Annotated in this window: 18 protein-coding genes and 1 other annotated feature; of the genes, 3 read left to right on the forward strand and 15 right to left on the reverse strand. The window is 54.3% G+C overall.

Annotated elements, in window-relative coordinates:
* Positions 1–28 precede the first annotated feature (28 nt).
* Entirely contained in the window at positions 29–2,407 is a 2,379-nt protein-coding gene (gene ppsA, locus H7R56_RS13145) for a phosphoenolpyruvate synthase (protein ID WP_106929206.1), read from the reverse strand.
* A 330-nt stretch (positions 2,408–2,737) separates the two neighbouring features.
* On the opposite strand from ppsA, the gene H7R56_RS13150 reads away from it, so the two are divergent.
* The 3 genes from H7R56_RS13150 to hemP all read left to right on the forward strand — a co-directional run bounded on the left by H7R56_RS13150 (position 2,738) and on the right by hemP (position 5,089).
* Entirely contained in the window at positions 2,738–3,571 is an 834-nt protein-coding gene (locus H7R56_RS13150) for a posphoenolpyruvate synthetase regulatory kinase/phosphorylase PpsR (protein WP_106929208.1), read from the forward strand.
* A 153-nt stretch (positions 3,572–3,724) separates the two neighbouring features.
* The gene (aroH, locus tag H7R56_RS13155) at positions 3,725–4,771 is read left to right on the forward strand and encodes a 3-deoxy-7-phosphoheptulonate synthase AroH (protein ID WP_106929210.1); all 1,047 of its coding nucleotides are present in this window, start codon (positions 3,725–3,727) and stop codon (positions 4,769–4,771) included.
* 138 nt (positions 4,772–4,909) lie between these two features.
* Positions 4,910–5,089, forward strand: a complete 180-nt coding sequence (hemP, locus tag H7R56_RS13160) for a hemin uptake protein HemP (protein ID WP_106929212.1) — start codon at positions 4,910–4,912, stop codon at positions 5,087–5,089.
* A gap of 34 nt (positions 5,090–5,123) precedes the next feature.
* Here hemP and selO read toward each other — a convergent pair whose 3' ends face one another.
* From selO to thrS, 14 genes are all read right to left on the reverse strand, one after another.
* A complete protein-coding gene (gene selO / locus H7R56_RS13165) occupies positions 5,124–6,566 on the reverse strand; it encodes a protein adenylyltransferase SelO (protein ID WP_106929214.1) in 1,443 nt (480 codons plus the stop codon).
* A gap of 61 nt (positions 6,567–6,627) precedes the next feature.
* A complete protein-coding gene (locus H7R56_RS13170) occupies positions 6,628–7,341 on the reverse strand; it encodes an EAL domain-containing protein (protein ID WP_182928275.1) in 714 nt (237 codons plus the stop codon).
* 279 nt (positions 7,342–7,620) lie between these two features.
* The gene (locus tag H7R56_RS13175) at positions 7,621–8,085 is read right to left on the reverse strand and encodes a C40 family peptidase (protein ID WP_106929238.1); all 465 of its coding nucleotides are present in this window, start codon (positions 8,083–8,085) and stop codon (positions 7,621–7,623) included.
* Positions 8,086–8,180: 95 nt separating this feature from the next.
* A complete protein-coding gene (gene btuD / locus H7R56_RS13180; RefSeq protein WP_106929218.1) occupies positions 8,181–8,942 on the reverse strand; it encodes a vitamin B12 ABC transporter ATP-binding protein BtuD in 762 nt (253 codons plus the stop codon).
* Positions 8,939–9,493 (reverse strand): glutathione peroxidase, encoded by a 555-nt coding sequence (locus tag H7R56_RS13185; RefSeq protein ID WP_106929220.1) that lies wholly within the window; start codon positions 9,491–9,493, stop codon positions 8,939–8,941. The genes btuD and H7R56_RS13185 overlap by 4 nt, the downstream gene beginning before the upstream one ends.
* An 88-nt stretch (positions 9,494–9,581) precedes the next feature.
* A complete protein-coding gene (btuC, locus tag H7R56_RS13190) occupies positions 9,582–10,568 on the reverse strand; it encodes a vitamin B12 ABC transporter permease BtuC (RefSeq protein ID WP_106929222.1) in 987 nt (328 codons plus the stop codon).
* A gap of 100 nt (positions 10,569–10,668) precedes the next feature.
* On the reverse strand, positions 10,669–10,968 hold the full coding sequence (gene ihfA, locus H7R56_RS13195) for an integration host factor subunit alpha (protein ID WP_003030571.1): 300 nt from the start codon (positions 10,966–10,968) through the stop codon (positions 10,669–10,671).
* A gap of 4 nt (positions 10,969–10,972) precedes the next feature.
* Positions 10,973–13,360, reverse strand: a complete 2,388-nt coding sequence (gene pheT, locus H7R56_RS13200; RefSeq protein ID WP_106929224.1) for a phenylalanine--tRNA ligase subunit beta — start codon at positions 13,358–13,360, stop codon at positions 10,973–10,975.
* A 15-nt stretch (positions 13,361–13,375) separates the two neighbouring features.
* Entirely contained in the window at positions 13,376–14,359 is a 984-nt protein-coding gene (gene pheS, locus H7R56_RS13205; protein ID WP_106929226.1) for a phenylalanine--tRNA ligase subunit alpha, read from the reverse strand.
* A gap of 60 nt (positions 14,360–14,419) precedes the next feature.
* Positions 14,420–14,544: a sequence feature (Phe leader region), on the reverse strand.
* Positions 14,495–14,539 carry a pheST operon leader peptide PheM gene (pheM, locus tag H7R56_RS13210; protein WP_001386830.1) on the reverse strand — a complete coding sequence of 15 codons (45 nt, stop codon included), beginning with the start codon at positions 14,537–14,539 and terminating at the stop codon, positions 14,495–14,497. It overlaps the preceding feature by 45 nt.
* Positions 14,545–14,662: 118 nt before the next feature.
* Positions 14,663–15,019, reverse strand: coding sequence for a 50S ribosomal protein L20 (gene rplT / locus H7R56_RS13215; RefSeq protein WP_013366084.1), 357 nt, complete (start codon positions 15,017–15,019; stop codon positions 14,663–14,665).
* Between the two features lie 51 nt (positions 15,020–15,070).
* Positions 15,071–15,268: a 50S ribosomal protein L35 gene (gene rpmI, locus H7R56_RS13220; RefSeq protein WP_003030583.1), complete on the reverse strand. Its 198-nt coding sequence runs from the start codon at positions 15,266–15,268 to the stop codon at positions 15,071–15,073.
* 96 nt (positions 15,269–15,364) lie between these two features.
* Positions 15,365–15,907: a translation initiation factor IF-3 gene (gene infC / locus H7R56_RS13225; RefSeq protein ID WP_071845866.1), complete on the reverse strand. Its 543-nt coding sequence runs from the start codon at positions 15,905–15,907 to the stop codon at positions 15,365–15,367.
* Between the two features lie 3 nt (positions 15,908–15,910).
* Entirely contained in the window at positions 15,911–17,839 is a 1,929-nt protein-coding gene (thrS, locus tag H7R56_RS13230; protein WP_106929228.1) for a threonine--tRNA ligase, read from the reverse strand.
* Positions 17,840–18,116: the final 277 nt, after the last annotated feature.

Here is an 18,116-nt window from a genome sequence, read left to right on the forward strand (position 1 = left end):
GACCCGGGATTTGCGCGTTACCGCAGCGTTATTTTTTCAGTTCAGCCAGGCTCAGCCAGGTTTGCACGACGGTATCCGGGTTTAACGACAGGCTGTCGATCCCTTCTTCCATCAGCCAGGCGGCGAAGTCTTCGTGGTCAGACGGCCCCTGGCCGCAGATACCTACGTATTTGCCCTGTTTCTTCGCCGCGCGGATCGCCATCGACAGCAGCGCTTTCACCGCGTCATTGCGTTCGTCGAACAGCGCAGACACAACGCCGGAGTCACGGTCCAGGCCCAGCGCCAGCTGCGTCATATCGTTTGAACCGATAGAGAAGCCATCGAAGTGCTCAAGGAACTGTTCGGCCAGCAGGGCGTTGGACGGAATCTCACACATCATAATGATCTTCAGCCCGTTTTCACCGCGCTTAAGCCCTTGACGCGCCAGTTCATCAACCACCGCTTTCGCCTGCTCTACGGTACGTACGAACGGCACCATGATTTCAACGTTGGTCAGGCCCATTTCGTTACGCACGCGTTTCACCGCATCGCACTCCAGTGCGAAACAGTCGCGGAAGCTTTCCGACACGTAGCGACCGGCACCGCGGAAGCCCAGCATCGGGTTTTCCTCTTCCGGTTCGTAGCGCTCGCCACCGACCAGGTTAGCGTATTCGTTCGACTTAAAGTCAGACAGACGCACGATAACGCGCTTCGGATAGAATGCCGCGCCCAGCGTCGCGATCCCTTCCGTCAGACGGCCGACGTAGAACTCTTTCGGCGAGTCGAAGCCTTTCATCAGCTCGCGGATTTCGTTTTGCAGCTTCGGCTCCTGGTCATCAAACTCCAGCAGCGCACGCGGGTGCACGCCAATCATGCGGTTAATGATGAACTCCAGACGCGCCAGCCCCACGCCTTCGTTCGGCAGGCAGGCAAAGTCAAACGCGCGATCCGGGTTACCGACGTTCATCATCACCTTCAACGGCAGGTCCGGCATGGTGTCCACGCTGGAGCTTTTCACGCTGAAGTCCAACAGATCGGCGTAGACGTATCCGGTGTCGCCTTCGGCACAGGAAACGGTGACCTTTTCGTCATCCTTCATACGCTCGGTGGCATCGCCGCAGCCAACCACCGCCGGGATCCCCAGCTCACGGGCGATAATCGCCGCGTGGCAGGTACGCCCGCCGCGGTTGGTGACGATCGCCGCCGCTTTTTTCATGATCGGCTCCCAATCCGGGTCGGTCATGTCGGTCACCAGCACATCGCCCGGCTGAATGCGGTTCATTTCACTGATGTCCTGAATAACTTTTACCGGGCCCGCTCCGATGCGGTGGCCGATAGCACGCCCTTCAGAAACGATGCGCCCCTGCGAGTGCAGCGTGTAACGCTCCATCACCTGCCCGCGAGAGCGAACGGTCTCAGGACGCGCCTGAACGATAAACAGCTTGCCGGTGTGGCCGTCTTTCGCCCACTCGATGTCCATTGGACGGCCGTAGTGTTTTTCGATCTGTACAGCCTGCTTCGCCAGCTCCTGCACTTCATCGTTGGTCAGCGAGAAAATATCGCTTTGCTGCTGCGGCACGTCTTCAATACGCACCTGCTTGCCATGCTCCTGCGTAGGTGCGTAGACCATACGGATCTTTTTCGACCCCATGGTACGACGTACAATCGCCGGGCGACCCGCGGCCAGCGTCGGCTTGTGCACGTAGAACTCATCCGGGTTCACCGCGCCCTGCACCACCATTTCACCCAGCCCCCACGCGGAGGTGATAAACACCACCTGGTCGAAGCCAGATTCGGTATCAATCGAGAACATCACGCCGGAAGACGCCAGATCGGAGCGGACCATCAGCTGCACGCCTGCAGAAAGCGCAACGCCCCGGTGGTCATAGCCCTGGTGAACGCGGTATGAGATCGCGCGGTCATTAAACAGTGACGCAAACACATGTTTCACCGCCACGAGTACAGCATCGTAGCCCTGCACGTTCAGGAAGGTTTCCTGCTGGCCAGCAAACGAGGCGTCCGGCATATCTTCCGCCGTGGCGGAGGAACGCACGGCGAAGGAGGCGTTGGCGTTATCGGCGGCCAGTTGGTTATAGGCTTCGTGAATAGCCTCTTCCAGTTCGCTCTGGAAAGGAGTGTCGATGATCCACTGGCGGATCTGCGCGCCGGCTTTCGCCAGAGCGGTAACGTCGTCAATATCGGTGTTATCCAGCAGTTGATAAATCTGCTGGTTCACGCCGCTCTGGTCGAGAAACTGATTAAACGCATCGGCAGTGGTGGCAAATCCGTTGGGCACGGATACGCCCATTCCGGACAAATTAGTAATCATTTCACCCAAGGAGGCATTTTTGCCTCCAACTCTGTCTACATCATTCATGCCGAGTTGGTTGTACCAAAGCACCAGCGGTGACGAGCCATTGTTGGACATCGAGACAATCCTTTTTTGATTTAAAGAAGCAGTGATAAGAAACGACTGACTACTCAAAATATCTTGGCATATTTAAACCGCTGAAAAAAACGGTGAATCGTGTAAGCAAATTATTTTTTTACTTTTTAGGATTGATTCCTGATTATTCATAACCTACTGATTAGCCTGAAAAGGCACAGTAACCAGCGGTCTATTGGCAGCTTTTGGGAATTGAAACGACCATTTCATTAAAAATAAAAATACCATTTCATTTTTATTTTTAAGACAAAGATGAGCGGCTTGTGTTTAAATTTAATTACCCTTTCAGGCAATTAACGGGAGTCAAGCAATATGGATAACGCAGTCGACAGGCAGGTATTTTATATTTCCGACGGTACCGCGATCACCGCCGAAGTGCTCGGTCATGCGGTGATGTCACAGTTCCCGGTGGCGATCAACAGCATTACCCTGCCCTTTATCGAAAGCGAAAGCCGCGCACGGGCGGTGAAGGAACAGATAGACGCCATCTATCAGCAAACGGGCGTGCGCCCGTTAGTGTTCTATTCGATCGTTATTCCTGAAATTCGTGACATTATTCTGCAATGTGAAGGGTTTTGTCAGGATATCGTGCAGGCGCTGGTGGCCCCGCTTCAGGAGGAACTCCAGCTTGATCCTACGCCGATTGCCCATCGAACCCACGGCCTCACCCCCGGTAATCTGACCAAGTACGATGCGCGTATTGCCGCCATTGACTACACGCTGGCGCACGATGACGGCATCTCATTACGCAACCTCGATCAGGCGCAGGTCATTTTGCTTGGCGTCTCGCGCTGCGGCAAAACACCGACCAGCCTTTATCTGGCGATGCAGTTTGGTATTCGCGCCGCCAACTATCCGTTTATTGCCGATGACATGGACAACCTCGTCCTGCCCGCCTCGTTAAAGCCGCTACAGCATAAACTGTTTGGTCTGACCATTAACCCTGAACGGCTGGCGGCAATCCGTGAAGAGCGCCGTGAGAACAGTCGCTATGCGTCAATGCGCCAGTGCCGGATGGAGGTCGCTGAGGTTGAGGCACTGTATCGTCGTAATCAGATCCCCTGGATCAACAGCACCAATTACTCGGTCGAAGAAATTGCTACCAAAATCATGGACATCATGGGATTAAGCCGCAGAATGTACTAATACACTAGTACAATGCAGCAATTTTGTTTATCATGGCTTTGTGATTGAGCGCACATCACCTGCCACGCTTGAATTAAGCGCAGATTGGTTTATCGTGATGTGCATCACTTCTCGGCATTTTGGCCGACGAAGCAACAAATTTCTGAGACTTCCATGAATAAGACCGATGAATTGCGTACCGCTCGAATTGAGAGCCTGATTACGCCTGCTGAACTTGCTCAGCGACACCCCGTATCACCTGAAGTTGCGGCTCACGTCACCGCATCACGCCAGCGTATTGAAAAAATTCTCAACGGTGAAGATCGTCGTCTGTTGGCGATCGTCGGCCCCTGCTCAATTCACGATCTGGATGCGGCAATGGACTACGCCCGCCGTCTTCAGGTTCTGCGTGAAAAGCACCAGGGTGAGCTGGAAATTGTGATGCGCACGTATTTTGAAAAACCGCGCACCGTGGTGGGCTGGAAAGGGTTGATTTCCGACCCGGATCTCAACGGCAGTTACCGCGTAAACCACGGCATTGAGCTGGCACGTAAACTGCTGCTCCAGGTGAATACCCTCGGCGTGCCAACGGCAACCGAGTTTCTCGATATGGTTACCGGCCAGTTTATTGCTGACCTGATCAGCTGGGGCGCCATTGGCGCGCGCACCACCGAAAGCCAGATTCACCGGGAAATGGCCTCAGCGCTCTCCTGCCCGGTCGGTTTTAAAAACGGTACCGACGGTAACACCCGCATTGCCGTCGATGCCATCCGTGCCGCCCGCGCCAGCCATATGTTCCTGTCGCCGGATAAAAACGGCCAGATGACTATCTACCAGACCAGCGGGAATCCGTATGGTCATATCATTATGCGTGGGGGTAAAAAGCCAAACTACCATGCCGATGATATTGCCGTCGCCTGCGACACGCTGCATCAGTTCGATCTACCGGAGCATCTGGTGGTCGACTTTAGCCACGGTAACTGCCAGAAGCAGCATCGTCGCCAGCTGGAAGTGTGTGACGATATTTGTCAGCAGATCCGCAACGGTTCGTCGGCTATTGCCGGCATCATGGCGGAAAGCTTCCTGCGTGAAGGGACGCAAAAAATTGTTGCCGACCAGCCCCTCACCTACGGCCAGTCGATTACCGATCCGTGCCTGAGCTGGGAAGATACGGAACTGCTGCTGGAAAAACTGGCCGCAGCGGTCGCGACTCGCCTGTAATGCCCCCGCCCGCCGGACATCGGCGGGTGTTTTCCCTCCTGCCGTTCATTTGCGTAATAAATAAGACTTGCGGTTAACTTATTGAATATTGATAATAGTTATCATTGTTACATTAATTTTCATTATTAAATAACGCAAATGGATACGTGCGCAACGCAGGAACCGCAAAAGGATCATACTCCTCATCCCCTACCCAACGACCGCCGGGTCGACAGTAAAACGCTGCTGGGCCAGGAAGGCAGGTTAATCATTGAACACGGTGAGCAGCGCTATCTGCTGCGTCAAACTCAGGCAGGAAAACTGATACTGACGAAATAGCTGCGCCGCCGTTTGCTGGCGCAGCCAATAGCCCTTAGCTTGAACAGCTGACTTCCAGTCGTTTGCCCCAGTCCGGCGGACGACGGCTGTATTCGTCGTCACGATCGCACCACGGATCGCGAAGCGCATCGTGCAGGCGATGCAGTTCCTGATAGTCCCCCTTCTCCGCCTGCTCAATCGCCCGCTGGGCCAGCCAGTTTCGCAGCACAATGGCAGGATTGGCCTGCTTCATCGCCTGCTGACGCTGCGCATCATCAACCTGCTCTTGCTGTAAGCGCGCGCGATACTGCGTAAACCAGGTGTCAAACGCCGCACGATCGATAAACTCATCGCGCAGCGGCGAGGCGCCGTTATGCTGCTCAGTTTCGCTAAGCAGACGGAAGGTTCGGCTGTAGTCGCTGCCCTCGCGCTCCATCAGCGCATACAATCCATTCAGCAGATCGTTGTCGCCATTTTCTTCGCTAAACAGCCCCAGTTTACGGCGCATTCGCTGACCGTACTCGCGGAAGAGCACCGTCTGATAGTCGTCGAGCGCCGCATTAAGCGTATCGACCGCAATCAGCGGAGACAGCGCCTGCGCCAGGCACTGAAGGTTCCACAGCCCTACGGCGGGCTGGTTATCGAAGCGGTAGCGGCCCTGATGATCGGAATGGTTACAGATAAAGGCGGGCTGATAGTCATCGAGGAAACCGAACGGACCATAGTCCAGCGTCAGCCCCAGAATCGACATGTTGTCCGTATTCATCACCCCATGGGCAAAGCCGACCGTTTGCCAACGGGCAATCATCCGCGCGGTGCGGGCGACAATATCCTGGAACCACAGTGCGTAGCCGTCGGCCTCATGCTGCAAGTGCGGCCAGTAATGGCGGATGGCGAAGTCTGCCAGCGTACGCACACTGTCGATATCGTGGCGATAGTAGAAATGCTCGAAATGCCCGAAACGAATATGGCTTTCGGCAATGCGCATCAGCATCGCACCGGACTCGACCGTTTCACGGTACACCGGCGTATCGCTGGTGACTATCGTCAGCGCGCGAGTACCGGGAATACCCAGATAATGCAGCGCCTCAGAAGCCAGACTTTCGCGGATAGTTGAGCGTAACACCGCGCGGCCGTCGCCCATACGTGAATACGGCGTCAGCCCTGCGCCCTTGAGGTGCCAGTCAACCGTGCGGCCATTCGACAGCTGCTGTTCACCAAGCAAAATACCCCGCCCGTCACCCAGTTGACCGGCCCATGCGCCAAACTGATGACCGCTGTAGACCTGGGCCAACGGCGACATGCCCGGCAGCAGCGCTTCACCGCCCCAGACGCCAGCGCCCTGTGCAGGGGTAAAGAGTGATTCCGGTATCTCAAGCTCTTGCGCCAACGGTGCGTTGTGCCAGATAACGCGAGCGTTATGCAGCGGCGTGGGCCGTAGCGCTGTGTAAAAATCTGGCAGCTCGTCGCGCCAGCGGGTGTTAAATGACAGGTTCATGGTTCCTCCTGCCCGTAGTGTATTGGGTTACTGTACGTTAAACACCCGGGTAAGAGCAGGGTTATTGTTGAACGAGGGTGATGAGGGAGGATTCGGCAACGACAGGCCACAAGCTGCCGAGCATACCGCTAAAGCCATAGGACGCGACGCGCTGACGCGTATTGCCGTCATCGACGCCGGAAATCATGATTCCCTGACAGTAAGGCTGGATCTGCGTCACGATAGCGCGCATAAACGGCTCAAATGACGCCGATCTCGCCTGCCGCTGTACAAAGTTGCGGTCGAGTACGACACGGCTGAACAGCCCGCTAAACACCGCCCGGGTAGAGGCATCACCGGACCCAAAGTCGCTTAAGACCAATGGAAAGTACAGGCTCAGCTGCGCCAGCGGATGCTGATCGTCTATTTGATTCAGCCCTGGGAAACTTTCACTGACGGCTAATTCGAGAAACGGAAAACGCTGAGCGCTGGCGGCCAGTTCAGCATCGGCCAGCAGCACGTCTACGAGGCCAGGGGGGATCGTTATCCAGGCTTTGAGATTGTGCTGAAGAAAGAACAGCTGGCAGTTGTTCAGCAGCGCCAGCTTTTCCTCGAAGAGAGTGATTTCTTGCTGCGGCGTCAGGCGCGGCAGCACCAGGCCGGTGGGAATGCGGATGTCGTTATCAATACCGCTAAACTGGCTGACAATTTTCAGACCGACAAGCTGCCCGTCGCTATTTCTCGCGGGTAGGAAAAACAATTGAGAACAATACGTATTATCCAGCGATACCATCATTGCGACTGCCCTTCACTAAAAGTCATGTCCGGGTTCCTGACGTCACAAAGCAAAAAACCTACGGTAGTGAATGTGGTGGTTATTCCTTTCATCGGTCCCTTTTTATTTTTATAGTCCGTCACTGGATCATAATGATTGTAATCGAAAGTAATGGATTAACACAATCAACCTGAAGTTCTATGATCTCGCCTAACAAAATCAGAATAATACGGGCGGATTAATTAAATTTATGCCGTATATAAAAAGAAAAGGAGGCATTTCGCCTCCTTTTCTTTTCGATTAAATTCGCCTGGCCTGCCAGAAGTTTTTCTGCCAGTAGACGTTGTTAAGCGACGATCGCGTCACGCCCTGGCTGGTAGAGGCATGGATAAATTTGTTATCGGTGTCATAGATACCGACATGAAGCCCGCTCTCACCTGCTCCAGTCTTGAAGAACACCAGATCGCCGGGCAGCAGATCGTCTTTGTCTATTTCGGTGCCAATTTTCGCCTGCTGTCGCGTTTCGCGCGGTAGCTGCATTTCGAATTTATCACGGAACGTCACCAGCACAAACGCAGAACAATCAACGCCGCGACGATTCATTCCGCCATAGCGATATGGCGTACCGTGCCAGTTTTGCAGCTGATCGTTTAAGCTGGCAATCACGGTGATCGAATCCGCAAGCCGGGGATTCGGCGGCGGTGCACGATGGCTACTGCACCCTGCTAAAATGAATGCGACGAGAAAAAGAGCCCAGAAACGCATATCCAGCGAATCCTCTATTTTTTTATTCAGCCAATAAATTATATCCATTGCGTATTGGCTGGCAAGCAATCCGCGCCCCGACAAGCGGAGTTGGATTAATTTTCGCCGACTTCATCGTAAATGAGCATTTGATGACCGGCAATGTCCAGCCGCTGAAAATGCATATTATATGCTGCGGCTAAATTCTTCGGCTGCATTACATTTTCAGTTTCACCACGGGCAATGCATCGCCCCTGGCATAATAGCCACACGCGATCGGCATGGCGTAGCGTGTAGTTCAGATCGTGGCTGCTCATTACGATAGCCACGCCTGCGGCGCGGAGTTCATCCAACATTTTGTTCAGCGCCGCCTGCTGGGATACGTCGAGGCTGTTCATCGGCTCATCGAGCAACAGCAGCTGCCCGTCCGGATTCGCTGCGGGGTGAATTTGCAGCATCACCGCCGCCAGCCTGACGCGCTGCCATTCGCCGCCGGAAAGCTGATTAACGTTGCGTGCAAGCTTGTTTTTCAGCCCCAGCGCATCGGTAATATGGACGGCAAGCGGCGAGTGCTGCCCCCCCTGCTGATGCAGCATCAGAAATTGCCAGACGGGCATGGCAAAAGGCGGCGTCTGGTGCTGGGAGAGATAGGCTCGGTGGCGCGCAAGCTCGGGAGCAGGCCATGCCTCCAGCGGCTGCGCGTTCAACGTAATCTCGCCCTTACCGCGGTGCAGACCGGCCATTCTGGCCAGCAACGTGCTTTTCCCGGCGCCATTCGGCCCGACCAGATGCACGATTTCCCCGCGCGCCACGTCGGCGCTGAAGTCCTGAAGACGGACACCTTCGCCGACGTGTTGAAGCTGCATCAACGTGGTCATAGCTCGGCGATAGCCTGCTTAATTGCCGCCGTCAGAATCGGATCGTCCGGCGTCATATCCGGGGAGAAACGATCGATAACGCGTCCGTCACGGCCAATCAGGAACTTCTCAAAGTTCCACAGGATGTCACCAGGATGCGCGGGCGCACGTCCTTTGCTCGCCATTCGCTCATAAAAGCCGCTCCCCTGCGGTGCAATGGCAACCGGCGCCAGGCGCGTCAACAAACTGTACAGCGGATGACGCGTTGCACCGTTCACTTCAATTTTACTGAACAGCGGGAAAGTTACGCCGTAAGTCGTGCTGCAGAAGATTTTAATGTCTTCCTCGCTGCCCGGTTCCTGGCCCAGGAACTGATTACAGGGAAAGCCCAGCACGGTGAAGCCTTCATCCTGCAATGACGTTTGCAGCGCCTCCAGCTGTTCGTACTGCGGCGTCAGGCCGCACTTCGACGCCACGTTAACAATCAGCAGGACCTTGCCCTGATAGCGTTCCAGGGTCGTGTTCTCGCCGTCAATGGTGGTCACGGGGGTGTTCAGAATCGTGGTTTGCATAGCATCCTCATTTCAGCGTGTTAGGGGGTCTTATCGCCCGGTCTTTAATAATAGACAGATAGGCTAGCCCGACGGCAAGCCTTTTCATTCACGCGTAGCGTCCTGACCTGAGCAGCAGCCAGATAAACACCGGCGCGCCGAGCGTCGCCGTCACCACGCCAATTGGCAGTTCCGCCGCCGACAGCGCCAGTCGCGCGACAATGTCGGCAAACAGCAGCGTACAGGCTCCCGCCAGCGCGCTGGCAGGCAGCAGCACCCGGTGATCGGTCAGACCGCACAGGCGCAGCATGTGCGGCACCACCAGACCGATAAACCCAATCGCCCCAGCCAGCGCGACGCTCACGCCGACCAGCCAGCCGGTCGCCATCACCAGCAGCTTGCGCCAGAATGCGATAGGCACGCCCAGCTGGCGGGCAGACGTTTCCCCCAGCGCCAGCAGATTCAGAGGCTGTGATTGCAGGCAGACCCAGATAATCACCGGCAATAGTGCAATCATCAGCCACACCTGCTGCCAGTCCACGCCGCCAAAACCGCCCATCATCCAATACATTAATTGACGCAGATCGAACGAGGTCGAGAAATAGACGGCCCACGTCATGATGGCGCTGCAGATAATCCCTAGCGCCACTCCGGCCAGCAACAGCCGGCTGGTCGACAGGTAACGACGCGCGAAGCGCATCAGAATCGCGGTAATCACCAGCGCACCGGCAATGGCCGCAAGCCCGGGAGCCCATCCCGGCAGGTTGCCCTGGCCGAGCATAATCGCCGCGATAAGTCCGACGCCCGCGCCGTTAGAGACGCCCAGCAGCCCCGGCTCGGCGAGCGGGTTTTCAAACAACGCCTGCATCACCGCGCCGGAAAGGGCCAGCGCGGCACCCACCAACAGTACGGCGGCGGTTCGCGGCAGGCGAATCTGCCAGATAAACAGCTGGCCTTTTGCGGTCAGCCATTCGCCGGGCGGGATCCAGCGCTCACCCGCGCAAAGGCTGATCGCCAGCATACACAGTAGCGCCAGAGACAGCCCGACAAGCCAGCGGCGGTTGCGCCGCTGCTGTTGATGTACGTAAACCTGCATAGTTATCCGTCAGCCCGTAGAGAAGCGTTTGATTTTACGGTGACAATGCCGCACAGAAAAGAAAAAGGCCGCATCAGCGGCCTTTTTAGTTAGTGCAGAATTACTCTTCTTTGGGTGTTGCGTTTTCGACCCGGCTTTTTAACTTCTGTCCTGGTCTGAAGGTCACCACACGCCGGGCTGTAATGGGAATATCTTCACCCGTTTTTGGGTTACGTCCCGGGCGTTGATTTTTGTCACGCAGATCAAAGTTGCCAAAACCGGACAGCTTAACCTGTTCACCGTTTTCCAGAGCACGACGGATCTCTTCAAAAAACAGCTCCACCAGTTCTTTGGCATCCCGCTTGCTAAGCCCAAGCTTATCAAACAGATATTCTGACATTTCAGCTTTTGTAAGCGCCATAGGTTCAATCCCTCAATGATGCCTGGAATCGCTCTTTCAATGCCTCTACGCATTTGGCAACGGTAGTGGCAATCTCCTCTTCTTCGAGTGTACGGCTGGTATCTTGTAGAATCAGGCTGATAGCAAGGCTCTTATAGCCTTCCGCAACACCCTTACCGCGGTACACGTCAAATAAGTTTACGCCAACTACCTGATTTACGCCAACTTTCTTACATTCGTTTAAAATATCTGCCGCAGGCACATTTTCAGCCACAACGACGGCGATATCACGACGGTTTGCCGGGAAGCGAGAAACGTCACGCGCCTGAGGAACCACGCGGTCTGCGAGCTTGTCCCACTCCAGTTCAAACGCCAGCGTACGGCCGTTCAGGTCCAGTTTACGTTCCAGTTCCGGGTGGATAACACCAATGAAACCAATACGTTCACCGTGCAAATAAATGGCGGCGGACTGGCCTGGATGCAGGGCCGGGTTGGCTTCCGCTTTGAACTCAATTTCAGACAATTTACCGGTCAGGTCGAGAACGGATTCCAGATCGCCCTTCAGATCGTAGAAATCAACGGTCTCTTTCGCCAGATTCCAATGTTCGTCATAGCGGTTACCGCAAATCACGCCGCCCAGCAGCACGTCCTGGCGAATACCCAGCGGAGCCTGCGTATCCGGAACAAAGCGCAGGCCAGTCTCGAAAATACGCACGCGGTTTTGCTGACGGTTCTGGTTATAAACCACCGTCGACAACAGGCCGGTGAGCAGAGACAGACGCATCGCGGACATTTCGCTGGAAATCGGGCTTGGCAGAATCAGCGCTTCTTCACCTGGGTGCACCAGCTGCTGGACCTTCGGATCCACGAAGCTGTAGGTGATCACTTCCTGGTAGCCTTTGTCGTTAAGCATGGTTTTGACGCGTTTGAGCGACAGATTGGCTTCTTTATGGCTACCCATCACCAGACCGGCCTGTACCGGCTCGTTCGGGATGCTGTTGTAGCCGTAAACACGCGCCACTTCTTCAACCAGATCTTCTTCAATCTCCATATCGAAACGCCAGGTTGGCGCAACCGCCTGCCACTGGTCGTTACCGACGGTCACTTCACAGCCCAGACGGGTCAGGATATCCGTCACCTGGTCATCGGCAATGTGATGGCCAATCAGGCGATCCAGCTTGCTGCGACGCAGCGTGATAGTTGCACGCTTCGGCAGTGAGGCTTCGTGGGTAACGTCAACAATCGGACCCGCTTCGCCGCCGCACAGTTCAATCAGCAGCGCGGTAGCGCGTTCCATGGCTTTGTACTGCAGCGCCGGGTCAACGCCACGTTCGTAGCGGTGAGACGCATCGGTATGCAGGCCATAACGACGTGCGCGTCCGGTGATGGACAGCGGGCTGAAGAACGCCGATTCCAGCAGCACGTTCTGGGTTTCATCATTCACGCCAGAATGCTCGCCACCAAAGATACCGGCCATCGCCAGCGCTTTGTTATGATCGGCAATCACCAGCGTGTCGGCGCTAAGTTTGGCTTCAGAGCCGTCCAGCAGCACCAGCGTTTCGCCCTCTTTCGCCATGCGCACTTTGATGCCGCCTTCAATGCGATCTTTATCGAACGCATGCATCGGCTGACCCAGTTCCAGCAGGACGTAGTTGGTGACATCAACCACGGCATCGATGGATCGAATACCGCAACGACGCAGTTTTTCTTTCATCCACAGCGGGGTTGGCGCTTTCACGTTGATACCTTTGACCACCCGGCCCAGATAGCGCGGGCAGGCATCGGCTGCTTCTACGTCAATCGGCATCACATCAGCAATGGTTGCCGCTACTGGCGCAATTTCCGGCGCGTTGAGCGGCAGCTTGTTCAGCACCGCAACGTCGCGGGCAACGCCAATGATGCCCAGGCAGTCGGCACGGTTCGGAGTCACGCTGATTTCGATAGTGTTATCGTTAAGCTTCAGGTATTCACGGATATCGGTACCCAGCGGCGCGTCGGCCGGCAGCTCGATAATACCGCTATGATCGTCGGAAATGCCCAGCTCGGAGAAGGAGCACAGCATCCCTTCTGACGGTTCACCGCGCAGTTTCGCGGCCTTAATTTTGAAGTCGCCCGGCAGTACGGCGCCAATAGTCGCGACCGCAACTTTCAAACCCTGGCGGCAGTTCGGCGCGCCACAGACGATATCCAGCAGACGTTCGCCGCCCACGTTAACTTTTGTAACGCGCAGTTTGTCTGCATTCGGGTGCTGGGCGCATTCAACCACTTCACCCACTACCACGCCATGGAAGGAGCCGGCCACGGCTTCAACGCCGTCGACTTCCAGACCCGCCATGGTGATTTGATCGGACAGCGCTTCGCTGTCGATAGCCGGGTTAACCCAATCGCGTAACCACAGTTCACTGAATTTCATTATGTTGCCCTGCCCTTATTTAAACTGTTTGAGGAAACGCAGATCGTTTTCGAAGAATGCACGTAAATCGGTGACGCCGTAACGCAGCATAGTCAGACGTTCCATGCCCATACCGAAGGCGAAGCCGGAGTAAACTTCCGGATCGATACCCACGTTGCGCAGGACGTTCGGGTGCACCATGCCGCAGCCCAGCACTTCCAGCCATTTACCGTTTTTGCCCATCACGTCAACTTCCGCTGACGGTTCGGTAAACGGGAAGTAGGACGGACGGAAACGAATCTGCAGGTCTTCCTCAAAGAAGTTGCGCAGGAAATCGTGCAGCGTCCCTTTCAGGTTGGTAAAGCTGATGTTTTTATCAACAATCAGGCCTTCCATCTGATGGAACATCGGGGTGTGGGTCTGATCGTAGTCGTTACGATAGACGCGGCCCGGCGCAATGATACGAATTGGCGGCTGCTGATCTTTCATGGTACGGATCTGTACGCCGGAAGTCTGGGTACGCAGCAGACGGGTGGCGTCAAACCAGAAAGTGTCGTGGTCAGCACGTGCCGGGTGGTGCGTTGGGATGTTCAGCGCATCGAAGTTATGGTAGTCATCTTCGATTTCCGGGCCCGTTGCAACGGTAAAGCCGAGCTCACCGAAGAAACTTTCAATACGGTCGATAGTACGCGTTACCGGGTGTAAACCACCGTTCTCAATACGACGACCCGGCAGGGAGATGTCAATGGTCTCTGCGGCCAGACGGGCGTTCAACGCGGCGTTTTCCAAATCGGCTTTACGCGCGTTCAGTGCCTGCTGCACCTGCTCTTTCGCTTCGTTAATGACCGCGCCTGCGGCCGGGCGCTCTTCTGGCGGCAGGTCACGCAGTGTGGTCATCTGAAGGGTCAGATGCCCTTTCTTGCCCAGATATTCGACGCGGACATTGTCTAACGCGGCAACATCTGAAGCCTGGTTAATGGCTGCCTTGGCACTGGCAACCAGCTCTGCGAGATGTGACATGGTTTTCCTCATTATGTCGGTGCAGACACCGGTTTGGTGGACTTAATCTCGAATTCAGATACAAAAAAAGCCTCCATCCGGAGGCTTATTGGCGCTGATTTTTCGTTTCTTCTTTCACGCGCAAGCCTCCTGGATTCAGGTGCTAAAGTAAAAGAAGAAGCGGAAAATAGCAGCATTCATGCTTGCGTTACCTTGTGTGGTAAGGGTCGTAACACCTTTATTGAAAGGGCTACGGGAATAAATGTCAACGTTTTGATGCGATTAAAATGAAAAGAGGGAGACTAGCTCCCTCTTCCAACTGGCTTATGCCAGTGCTGCTTTCGCTTTTTCGACCAGAGCGGTGAACGCTACTTTGTCGAATACTGCGATGTCAGCCAGGATCTTACGGTCGATTTCAACAGAGGCTTTTTTCAGGCCGTTGATGAATTTGCTGTAAGAAATGCCGTTCTGACGTGCTGCTGCGTTGATACGCGCAATCCACAGTTGACGGAACTGACGCTTTTTCTGACGACGGTCACGATAAGCGTACTGACCAGCTTTGATAACAGCCTGGAAGGCAACGCGGTATACGCGAGAACGCGCACCGTAGTAGCCTTTAGCTTGTTTCAAAATTTTCTTGTGACGTGCACGTGCAATTACACCACGTTTTACGCGAGCCATATGTGCTCTCCTGTATCTATATTCTTAGTAAAAAATTTAAACGTTAACGGCTTATGCGTACGGCAGGCACGCGATAACCAGACCCAGATCGCCTTTAGAAACAAGGCCTTTTGGACGCAGGTGACGTTTACGTTTAGTAGATTTTTTGGTCAGAATATGACGCAGGTTTGCGTGCTTACGCTTAAATCCACCACCACCGGTTTTTTTGAAGCGCTTAGCAGCACCGCGTACGGTCTTAATCTTTGGCATCTTAATAACTTCCACTTCGCATTGTTAATAAACGAAACATAGGCGAACAACGCCAGTGAAGCCCGAAAGCTCCACGGACATTGCTACTTGAAGGCCTTACTGTTTCTTCTTAGGAGCGAGCACCATGATCATCTGGCGGCCTTCGATCTTCGTAGGGAAGGATTCGACTACTGCCAGTTCACTCAGATCGTCACGGACGCGGTTAAGCACTTCCATACCGATCTGCTGGTGGGCCATCTCACGACCGCGGAAACGCAGCGTGATCTTAGCCTTATCGCCATCTTCGAGAAAGCGTACCAGGCTGCGGAGTTTTACCTGGTAATCGCCATCATCGGTCCCAGGACGGAATTTAATTTCCTTAACCTGGATAACTTTTTGCTTTTTCTTCTGTTCCTTAGAAGACTTACTCTTTTCATAAAGGAACTTGCCGTAGTCCATGATACGACAAACTGGCGGTTCGGCGTTAGGGCTGATTTCAACTAAATCTACTCCAGCCTCTTCAGCCTTTTCGATTGCTTCTCTCAGACTCACAATACCCAGTTGCTCACCTTCCAGACCAGTTAAGCGAACTTCCTGGGCGCGAATCTCGCCATTGATACGATTCGGACGTGCCGTTTGAACTCGTTTTCCGCCTTTAATACCTTATTCCTCCAGTTGTTGAAGACTGCGGCTGCGAATCTCTTGTTGCAGCTTCTCAATCACTTCGTTTACGTCCAGGCTGCCCAAGTCTTTGCCACGACGGGTGCGCACGGCAACTTTGCCGGCTTCAACCTCTTTGTCGCCACAGACCAACATGTAAGGGACACGACGTAAAGTGTGCTCGCGGATTTTAAAGCCAATCTTCTCATTTCTCAAGTCTGCTTTTACGCGAATGCCTGCATTTTGTAGTTTACGGGTCAATTCGTTAACGTATTCAGACTGAGAATCGGTAATATTCATCACCACAACCTGCACCGGCGCAAGCCATGTCGGGAAGAAACCGGCAAATTCTTCGGTCAGGATGCCAATGAAGCGCTCCAGTGAACCGAGAATGGCGCGGTGAATCATTACCGGAACCTGACGTTCGTTGTTTTCGCCCACATAAGAGGCGCTCAGACGAGCCGGCAGGGAGAAGTCCAGCTGTACAGTACCGCACTGCCAAGCACGATCGAGGCAGTCATACAGGGTAAACTCAATTTTCGGACCATAGAACGCGCCTTCACCCAGTTGATATTCAAACGGGATGTTGTTCTCTTCCAGCGCGACGGCCAGATCCGCTTCTGCACGGTCCCACATTTCATCGCTGCCGATACGTTTTTCCGGACGCGTTGAAAGTTTGACCACGATTTTTTCAAAACCGAAAGTGCTGTACATATCATAGACTAAACGAATGCACGCGTTCACTTCATCACGCACCTGCTCTTCCGTACAGAAGATATGGGCGTCATCCTGAGTAAAGCCGCGTACGCGCATCAGGCCATGCAGCGCACCAGACGGTTCGTTACGGTGGCAGCTACCGAACTCCGCCATACGCAGCGGCAGGTCGCGGTAGGATTTCAGACCCTGGTTAAAGATCTGAACGTGCCCCGGGCAGTTCATCGGTTTGATGCAGTATTCGCGGTTCTCCGAAGAGGTGGTGAACATCGCATCTTTGTAGTTGTCCCAGTGGCCGGTTTTTTCCCACAGCACACGGTCCATCATGAACGGGCCCTTCACTTCCTGATACTGGTACTCTTTCAGCTTGGAGCGTACGAAAGTTTCCAGCTCACGGAAGATGGTCCAGCCGTCGTTATGCCAGAAGACCATGCCCGGCGCTTCTTCCTGCATATGATACAGGTCAAGCTGCTTACCGATTTTACGGTGGTCGCGTTTTGCCGCTTCTTCCAGACGCTGCAGATAGGCATTCAGGGCTTTTTTGTCCGTCCACGCCGTACCGTAGATACGTTGCAGCATTTTATTGTTGCTGTCGCCACGCCAGTAGGCGCCTGCGGTTTTCATCAGCTTGAAGTAGTGGCAGAAACGCATATTCGGCACGTGCGGACCGCGGCACATGTCGATGTATTCTTCGTGATGATACAAACCAGGTTTGTCATCATGCGCGATATTTTCATCAAGAATGGAAACTTTATAGGTTTCGCCACGTTTTACGAAAGTATCGCGAGCTTCATGCCAGCTGACCTTCTTCTTGATGACGTCGTAGTTTTTCTCGGCAAGCTCGTGCATACGTTTTTCGAGCGCGTCGATGTCTTCCTGGGTCAGCGTATGGTCAAGATCGACGTCGTAATAGAAACCGTTGTCGATAACCGGGCCGATCGCCATTTTGGTGTTAGGCCACAGCTGTTTGATAGCGTGTCCAAGCAGGTGAGCACACGAGTGACGAATGATTTCCAGACCGTCTTCATCTTTTGCAGTAATGAGAGACAGCGTGGCATCATTTTCAATAATGTCGGATGCATCAACCAGTTCACCGTTCACGCGCCCAGCGATGGTGGCTTTTGCCAGACCAGGGCCGATGTCCAGAGCGACATCCATCGGGCTAACGGCGTGGTCGTAATGGCGTTGGCTGCCATCAGGAAGAGTAATTACAGGCATTTCATGTCCTTATTTGCAGTGGTGCCCCACACGAAAGAGCACATACAAAACAAAAGTATTTAGAAATATCAGTTTGTTAAATGCGTTTCTGAGCTTCACTCTGCTAAGTGTGTACATCCACAAGTACTCTGAATGTACCCGCATTAACGCCCTGATACCGAAGCACCAGTGTACACGCCGCTGACCTGGCAGAAAAGTGTGAATTGGCGACGACAGCCGATGACTGCCGCTATCGACGATAAAAGCAGCGCATCGTCACCGCCAATGGCGATGATGG

Source organism: Klebsiella sp. WP3-W18-ESBL-02 (assembly GCF_014168815.1).
Taxonomy (GTDB): Bacteria; Pseudomonadota; Gammaproteobacteria; order Enterobacterales; family Enterobacteriaceae; genus Kluyvera; species Kluyvera ascorbata_B.

Excerpts from the sequence above, each read along its gene's own strand:
- ppsA (WP_106929206.1), bottom strand. The coding sequence starts at position 2,407 with ATGTCCAACAATGGCTCGTCACCGCTGGTGCTTTGGTACAACCAACTC.
- H7R56_RS13150 (WP_106929208.1), top strand. The coding sequence starts at position 2,738 with ATGGATAACGCAGTCGACAGGCAGGTATTTTATATTTCCGACGGTACC.
- aroH (WP_106929210.1), top strand. The coding sequence starts at position 3,725 with ATGAATAAGACCGATGAATTGCGTACCGCTCGAATTGAGAGCCTGATT.
- hemP (WP_106929212.1), top strand. The coding sequence starts at position 4,910 with ATGGATACGTGCGCAACGCAGGAACCGCAAAAGGATCATACTCCTCAT.
- selO (WP_106929214.1), bottom strand. The coding sequence starts at position 6,566 with ATGAACCTGTCATTTAACACCCGCTGGCGCGACGAGCTGCCAGATTTT.
- H7R56_RS13170 (WP_182928275.1), bottom strand. The coding sequence starts at position 7,341 with ATGATGGTATCGCTGGATAATACGTATTGTTCTCAATTGTTTTTCCTA.
- H7R56_RS13175 (WP_106929238.1), bottom strand. The coding sequence starts at position 8,085 with ATGCGTTTCTGGGCTCTTTTTCTCGTCGCATTCATTTTAGCAGGGTGC.
- btuD (WP_106929218.1), bottom strand. The coding sequence starts at position 8,942 with ATGACCACGTTGATGCAGCTTCAACACGTCGGCGAAGGTGTCCGTCTT.
- H7R56_RS13185 (WP_106929220.1), bottom strand. The coding sequence starts at position 9,493 with ATGCAAACCACGATTCTGAACACCCCCGTGACCACCATTGACGGCGAG.
- btuC (WP_106929222.1), bottom strand. The coding sequence starts at position 10,568 with ATGCAGGTTTACGTACATCAACAGCAGCGGCGCAACCGCCGCTGGCTT.
- ihfA (WP_003030571.1), bottom strand. The coding sequence starts at position 10,968 with ATGGCGCTTACAAAAGCTGAAATGTCAGAATATCTGTTTGATAAGCTT.
- pheT (WP_106929224.1), bottom strand. The coding sequence starts at position 13,360 with ATGAAATTCAGTGAACTGTGGTTACGCGATTGGGTTAACCCGGCTATC.
- pheS (WP_106929226.1), bottom strand. The coding sequence starts at position 14,359 with ATGTCACATCTCGCAGAGCTGGTTGCCAGTGCCAAGGCAGCCATTAAC.
- rplT (WP_013366084.1), bottom strand. The coding sequence starts at position 15,019 with ATGGCTCGCGTAAAACGTGGTGTAATTGCACGTGCACGTCACAAGAAA.
- rpmI (WP_003030583.1), bottom strand. The coding sequence starts at position 15,268 with ATGCCAAAGATTAAGACCGTACGCGGTGCTGCTAAGCGCTTCAAAAAA.
- thrS (WP_106929228.1), bottom strand. The coding sequence starts at position 17,839 with ATGCCTGTAATTACTCTTCCTGATGGCAGCCAACGCCATTACGACCAC.